The following is a 7,219-nucleotide window of genomic DNA, read 5'->3' on the forward strand; positions in this document are numbered from 1 at the left end:
CATAATACTTGTCAAAAAATATCGCTGAACACAAATTACCAATACTAAAATATATCAGGATAGCAATTATAAAATGGCTATACCCCTAACTTTGTCTTGGCACTGTCATTTTTATTTTCGAAAAAAAAATAAGATAAAGATAAACCAGTACTAGCTGTGGTCTTGTCGCTACACCTATTTTCAGAATTGAAGATGAACAAACTAATGGCACTTAATCCCTAGAGTAATCATGATTTCTCATCACGACAGTGTGCTTTTATCTCCTAATTATAACGTTCATTCTTAGTACTGATTAGACAAATACAACAGACTGCATCCAATAATTTTTAAAGAATTAGTTGGGACGCTATAAAATATTAAGACAAATGCCTAAATTAAAGCAACTTACAAATAAATAATAAAAATAATAACAAACATTTGTATATACAACTAAATAAAGTGTTACATTTGTACCAACAAATAAAGCATACTTTAAAATGACAATTGAAGAAATTATAAAGACAAATACATCTATGACTAATGCAAAACGTATTATGTTAAACGTATTGTATGCACAAAATATCATCTCAGAAAAATTCAACGAGGTCTTAAAACCTTATGATTTATCGAGCGAACAATATAACGTATTGAGAATTTTAAGAGGCCAAAAAGGTATTGCAGCAAATATGTTTGCGATTCAAGAACGCATGATTGCAAAGACTAGTAATACCACAAGGTTAGTTGATAAATTGCTGCTGAAGGAATTAGTTACTCGTAACGTTTGCCCTGATAATCGCCGTAAGATTGAGGTTGCTATAACTCCAAAAGGATTAGAAGTACTATCACAATTAGATCCTCAGGTTATTATTCATGAAAATTTCTTCGCGGCAAATCTAGATGCGACTGAACTGGAGACATTAAACACATTATTAGAAAAATATAGAAATCATTAAACCACAAACAATGAGTAAATTTTTAGAGAATCAAAATTGGCGTTATGCCACAAAAAAATTCGATAGTAGCAAGAAAGTTACTGCAGCCGATTTAGACTTCTTGAAAGAGGCAGTTAGACTTAGCGCTTCATCATATGGTTTACAATTGTACAAAGTGATTGTAATTGAAAGTGATGAGATAAAAGCAAAACTTTTAAGTGCTGCCTTTGGACAAACACAAATTACAGATGCTTCTCACCTATTCATTTTTGCAGCACAAACAAATGTTGGTGCTACTGAAGTACAATCTTACATCAAGAATATTAGTGAAACGAGAGGTATCCCTGCCGAAGCATTGAATGGATTCTCTGATTTAATGAATGGTGCCATAAAAGGAATGAGCGACGAGGCACAAACCGTTTGGACTGCAAAACAAACCTACCTTGCTCTTGGTAATCTGCTAAATGCAGCAGCAGAATTGAATATTGACACCACTCCTATGGAAGGTTTCAATGCAGCACAATTTAATGAGATCTTAGGTTTAGACAAATTAAACTTAAACGCTACTGTAATTGCTCCTGTGGGATACCGCCACACTGAAGATGATACACAGCATTACACTAAAGTAAGAAAGTCTCACGAAGATTTATTTATCACAATATAATTCAAATACAAATCAATTAAATACCAAAAAAAAAGAACATGAAAAATTTAAAAGCAATCGCATTAGCATTAGTAGTCGTTTTATCTACAGCAACAGTATCAGCTCAAACTAAAAAAGTTGACGTAAAAGCAAGCGCAGTAAACTGGAATGCAAAAAAAGTAACAGGTGAGCACAGTGGAACTGTAAACTTAAAAGATGGTACCTTATTATTTAAAGGAACTAAATTAGTAGGTGGTACATTTACAGTAGACATGACGTCTCTAACCGCTACTGATTTAACTGGAGAATATCTAGGTAAATTAAACGGTCACTTGAAATCTGAAGACTTCTTTGGTACTGAAAAATTTCCAACGGCAATTCTTGTTTTCAAAAAAATAGGAATGACTTCAAAAGATATGTATGCTGTAACTGCTGATCTTACAATTAAAGGGATTACTAAACCAGTATCATTTAATATGGCAGTAAAAGGAAACACTGCTTCAACTAAATTTATGGTAGAAAGAACACAATATGATATTAAATACGGGTCAGGAAGTATCTTTGATAACTTAGGTGACAAAGCTATTGCTGACGAATTTGAATTAACAGTTGTTTTAAAATTCTAATACTTTTATAACCGCATACTATAAACCCAGCAAGCAATTGTTGGGTTTTTTATTTCCACAGCTTCTACAGATATTAAAGTTTTCTAAATTTTAATATTTATTGTTTTAATGTGATTGTCATATAAATATATTTTCTATCTTTGACTTATGAAAACAATTACAAACAATACTTGGTGGTGGAACAATTTACGTCAAACGTCGTGAACTAAGCACCTATGGTATTTTTTGAATACAGATATAAAAGGCTTGTCATCACGACAAGCCTTTTTCCGTTTTTATACTTTTAAATAAATTATAAATCATCAAAATTTATTCGCATTGAAATCATTTAAATTAAATACTAAATACAAACAAATTCTAGCAGACACCATTACGCCTGTCAGTATTTACCTTAAAATTCGCGACAAATTCCCTAATAGTTTGCTTCTAGAAAGTAGCGACTATCACGGCGGAGACAACAGCTTCTCCTATATTTGTTGTAATCCCATAGCATCTATAAAAATTGAAAACGAGACAATTTTAAAATCATATCCTGACGGAACTTCTGAAAAGATCTTTATTACTGAGCAGACTTCTGTTCCTGAAATCATTCAAGAATTCTCGCATGAGTTCACATCAGAGAAGAACGATTTTAAATTTATAAACAACGGTTTGTTTGGATACTTATCTTATGACGCTGTTCGTTATTTTGAAAAAGTAACAATAGCAAAAAAAGAAAATAGCAACACTATTCCTGATGTTTATTATGCCGTTTATCAAAACATCATCGCTATCAATCACTTTAAAAATGAAGCGTATTTATTTTGTCACAGTCTAGATGAAGATACTAATAATCTTGCTGAAATAGAACAACTCTTGCAATCACGCAACATTGCTTCTTACAAGTTTACAAAGGATGGTGAGGGTTTCTCTAACCTTACAGATGATGAGTTCAAGCACAATGTGGCTTTAGCCAAAAAACACTGTTTCCGTGGAGACGTTTTTCAATTGGTTTTATCACGTCGTTTCACACAAGGTTTTAAAGGTGACGAATTTAATGTATACAGAGCCTTAAGAAGCATCAACCCTTCACCTTACCTATTCTTCTTTGATTATGGTGATTTTAAAATTTTTGGGTCTTCGCCCGAAGCGCAAATTATTGTTAAAGATCGTAAAGCCGAAATCCATCCTATTGCCGGAACTTTTAAACGCACTGGAGATGACGAGAAAGATGCTGTTTTAGCCAAACAATTATCTGAAGACAAAAAAGAAAATAGCGAGCATGTCATGTTGGTTGATTTAGCTCGAAATGACCTAAGCCGCAACGGGCACCATGTAAACGTAGAGCGTTATAGAGAGGTACAGTTTTTCTCTCATGTGATTCATTTAGTTTCTAAAGTTACAGGACATTTACACGATAAAGCAACAACAATGCAGGTAGTAGCGGATACTTTTCCAGCAGGAACGTTAAGCGGAGCACCTAAGCATAGAGCCATGCAATTAATCGAAGATTACGAAAAAACAAATCGTAATTTCTATGGTGGTGCGATTGGCTTCATGGATTTTGAAGGAAACTTCAATCATGCTATTATGATTCGAACATTCTTGAGTAAAAACCACCAACTCCATTCACAAGCCGGTGCAGGAATTGTAGCAAGCTCTGACGAAGAAAGCGAAATGCAAGAAGTCTACAACAAGCTAAGAGCATTGAATACAGCATTAGATTTAGCTGAAACAATATAATCCCCTTAACCCCCGAAGGGGGAATTAAAAATTTTAATTAAGACAAAAAATGACAAAAGCAAATACATCCTCTGCATCAGTTTCCCCTTCGGGGGCTAGGGGGAAAATACTAGTTATAGACAATTACGATAGTTTCACTTACAACCTAGTGCATTACTTAGAAGATTTAGACTGCCAAGTGACCGTTTATAGAAACGATGAGTTTGCAATAGATGACATTGCTGATTTTGATAAAATACTACTTTCTCCAGGCCCAGGAATTCCAGATGAAGCTGGCTTATTGAAAGCTGTGATTGAAAAATACGGACCTACAAAAAGTATCTTCGGGGTTTGTTTAGGACAGCAAGCCATAGGGGAAGTATATGGCGGAACACTATCTAACTTAGATAAAGTATACCACGGTATCGCTACTAATGTTAAAACAGTAGTAGATGACGAACTTTTATTTGAAGGATTGGGTAAGGAATTTGAAGTGGGACGCTACCACTCATGGGTAGTAGATGCTAATCTACCTGATGTTCTAGAGGCAACCTCATTTGATGAGAATGGCCAAGTAATGTCACTACGCCACAAAACCTACGACGTACGTGGGGTACAATTTCACCCAGAAAGCGTGTTAACACCAAACGGAAAAAGAATGTTAGAGAACTGGGTAAATATCCTCCCCCCGAACCCTCCGAAGGAGTGGGAGCCAAAACGGAACTAGATAATTGATACTTATTTACCGTCATAGTTTGCTAAAAAACATTGCAAGCAAAGTTTACAAAAAATGTTTGCAGTTAAAGTTTCAACATAAAGTATAAAGACAAAGTTTACGCACGTAGTTTAAAGACAAAGTTTAACCATCCAGTCACCCCCTCCTTTGGAGGGGGCCGGGGGGGAGGATAACAAAAAAAACAAAATGAAAAACATATTAAACAGACTAATCAATCACGAAACGCTTTCAAAAGAAGAAGCAAAAAGCGTGTTGGTTAATATTTCAAATGGAAATTACAATCCAAGTCAAATAGCCGCTTTTGTGACTGTTTACATGATGCGTAGCATAAGTATTGAGGAACTGGCCGGTTTTCGTGAGGCACTATTAGAGCTTTGCATTCGAGTAGATTTATCTGCTTACAATACAATCGATTTGTGCGGGACAGGTGGTGACGGTAAAGACACTTTCAATATCTCGACGCTAGCTTCATTTATTACTGCAGGTGCAGGTGTCAAGGTAGCTAAACATGGTAACTACGGACTATCGTCAATCTCAGGTTCAAGTAATGTGATGGAAAGTCTAGGAATCAAATTCAGTAATGATGCTGACTTCCTTGAAAAATCTATCGATCAAGCTGGAATTTGTATTTTACACGCTCCTTTGTTTCATCCTGCAATGAAAAATGTGGGGCCCATTCGAAAAGAACTAGCCGTAAAAACGTTCTTCAATATGCTAGGTCCTATGGTGAATCCTTCATTCCCGCAGAACCAATTAGTAGGGGTTTTTAACCTAGAGTTAGCGAGAATGTATGCGTACTTATATCAAAATACCGATGTGAATTTTACCATTCTACATTCTCTTGATGGATATGACGAAATTTCGTTAACAAGCCCAACGAAGATTATCACTAGCAGTATGGAAGGAATGCTTTCTCACGAGACTTTTAATGTAAATCAGTTAAAGCAAAGTGAAATCGAAGGTGGAAAAACAATAGCAGCATCAGCAAAAATGTTTACAGACATCCTTTCAGGCAAAGGAACCGAAGCACAAAACAATGTTGTATGTGCAAATGCTGCTATGGCAATTGCCACAGTAACAGGATGTACTCCACTAGATGGTTTCGCTCAAGCAAAGGAAAGTTTGCTATCAGGAAAAGGAATGAAAGCATTGACAAAACTACAGGAGTTGAGCAAACAAAAGTCCATTTAAAAATTGAATGATTTAAAAATTTAAAAATTATGACAAAGTCCTTTGAAGAATTTGAAGTCTACAAGAAGGGAATGCATTTGGCTAAAATTGTTTTTAAACTATTAGGTAATAAATCATTTGAGAAAGAGTATGGTTTTCAAAATCAAATAAAACGAGCTGTAATTTCGATTACAAATAACATTGCTGAAGGATCAGAATATAATAGCAACAAACAATTGATTAAATATTTAAAAATTTCGAAAGGGAGCTGTGCCGAAGTGAGGAGTATGTTAATACTTTCAAGAGAGCTAGGCTTTTGTAATCAAATTCAAATTGAAGAAGGATATTCTTTGAGTCTTGAAATTTCGCAAAACCTTTCTAATTTCATCAAATATTTAAATTCGAAAAAAGAAAATTAATGGCGATTACAAGTCAATTTTTCAATCTTTTAATTTTTCAATCTTTTAAATATCAAAAATGAACATACTCGATAAAATAATAGTAGATAAAAAACGAGAAGTTATTCTCAAAAAAAGCATTATTCCGGTTTCTCAATTAGAGGCTTCGGTGTTTTTTTCGAAAGAGACTATTTCATTAAGCACTAGTTTAAGAAACAGCAACACTGGAATCATTGCGGAGCACAAGCGCCGTTCGCCTTCTAAGTCGGTTATCAATCATAGCTTTACAGTGGAAGAAGTGGTCAAAGGATATGAGAGCGCTGGAGCTTGCGGAATTTCAGTTTTAACAGATGGAAAATACTTTGGTGGATCATTAGACGATTTACTATTGGCTAGAGCTTCGGTAAATATTCCGCTATTGCGAAAAGAATTTATTGTAGACGAATACCAAATACTAGAAGCAAAGGCACATGGAGCAGATTTAATTTTGCTAATCGCTGCGGTATTAACACGAGACGAAATCAAATCATTATCTGAATTTGCTAAAAGTTTAGGGTTGGAGGTATTACTAGAAGTGCACAATCAAGAAGAGTTAGAAAAAGCGATTATGCCCACGCTAGACATGATTGGCGTGAACAATAGAAATTTGAAAACCTTTGAAGTGAGTTTGGATTTCAGCAAGCAATTAGCAGACATGATTCCGAATGAATTCGTAAAAGTATCCGAAAGTGGCATTAGCTCAATCGAAGCCATAACAGAATTAAAACCTTATGGTTACAAGGGATTTTTAATAGGGGAAAACTTTATGAAAACAGATGATGCTGGAAAAGCAGCAACGGAATTCATAAAGCAACTAGCCCCCTAGCCCCCGAAGGGGGAACTCCTCTTTTTGTGGACATGTAAAAGAAGAAAGAGGCAAGAGACAAGAGTAAGCAGCGAGCAGCGAGCAGCGAGCAGCGAGCAGCGAGCAGCGAGCAGCGAGCAGCGAGCAGCGAGCAGCGAGCAGCGAGCAGCGAGCAGCGAGCAGCGAGCAG

At 35.5% G+C, this 7,219-nt stretch carries 8 protein-coding genes; all 8 read left to right on the top strand.

Annotation, left to right across the window (positions count from 1 at the left end; all coding sequences use genetic code 11):
• Window positions 1–476 precede the first annotated feature (476 nt).
• The 8 genes from HNQ00_RS11730 to trpC all read left to right on the top strand — a co-directional run bounded on the left by HNQ00_RS11730 (window position 477) and on the right by trpC (window position 7,050).
• A complete protein-coding gene (locus HNQ00_RS11730) occupies window positions 477–932 on the top strand; it encodes a MarR family winged helix-turn-helix transcriptional regulator (RefSeq protein ID WP_173838688.1) in 456 nt (151 codons plus the stop codon).
• Window positions 933–942: 10 nt separating this feature from the next.
• On the top strand, window positions 943–1,575 hold the full coding sequence (locus tag HNQ00_RS11735; protein ID WP_173838689.1) for an NAD(P)H-dependent oxidoreductase: 633 nt from the start codon (window positions 943–945) through the stop codon (window positions 1,573–1,575).
• A 38-nt stretch (window positions 1,576–1,613) separates the two neighbouring features.
• Window positions 1,614–2,180 (top strand): YceI family protein, encoded by a 567-nt coding sequence (locus HNQ00_RS11740; protein WP_173838690.1) that lies wholly within the window; start codon window positions 1,614–1,616, stop codon window positions 2,178–2,180.
• A 318-nt stretch (window positions 2,181–2,498) separates the two neighbouring features.
• Window positions 2,499–3,902, top strand: coding sequence for an anthranilate synthase component I family protein (locus HNQ00_RS11745; RefSeq protein WP_173838691.1), 1,404 nt, complete (start codon window positions 2,499–2,501; stop codon window positions 3,900–3,902).
• A 49-nt stretch (window positions 3,903–3,951) separates the two neighbouring features.
• Window positions 3,952–4,608: an anthranilate synthase component II gene (locus HNQ00_RS11750; protein ID WP_173838692.1), complete on the top strand. Its 657-nt coding sequence runs from the start codon at window positions 3,952–3,954 to the stop codon at window positions 4,606–4,608.
• A 195-nt stretch (window positions 4,609–4,803) separates the two neighbouring features.
• On the top strand, window positions 4,804–5,808 hold the full coding sequence (gene trpD, locus HNQ00_RS11755; protein ID WP_173838693.1) for an anthranilate phosphoribosyltransferase: 1,005 nt from the start codon (window positions 4,804–4,806) through the stop codon (window positions 5,806–5,808).
• A gap of 29 nt (window positions 5,809–5,837) precedes the next feature.
• A complete protein-coding gene (locus HNQ00_RS11760) occupies window positions 5,838–6,206 on the top strand; it encodes a four helix bundle protein (protein WP_173838694.1) in 369 nt (122 codons plus the stop codon).
• Between the two features lie 58 nt (window positions 6,207–6,264).
• Entirely contained in the window at window positions 6,265–7,050 is a 786-nt protein-coding gene (trpC, locus tag HNQ00_RS11765; RefSeq protein ID WP_173838695.1) for an indole-3-glycerol phosphate synthase TrpC, read from the top strand.
• Window positions 7,051–7,219 lie beyond the last annotated feature (169 nt).

Source organism: Flavobacterium aeripolare, from assembly GCF_013294025.1.
Lineage (GTDB): Bacteria > Bacteroidota > Bacteroidia > Flavobacteriales > Flavobacteriaceae > Flavobacterium.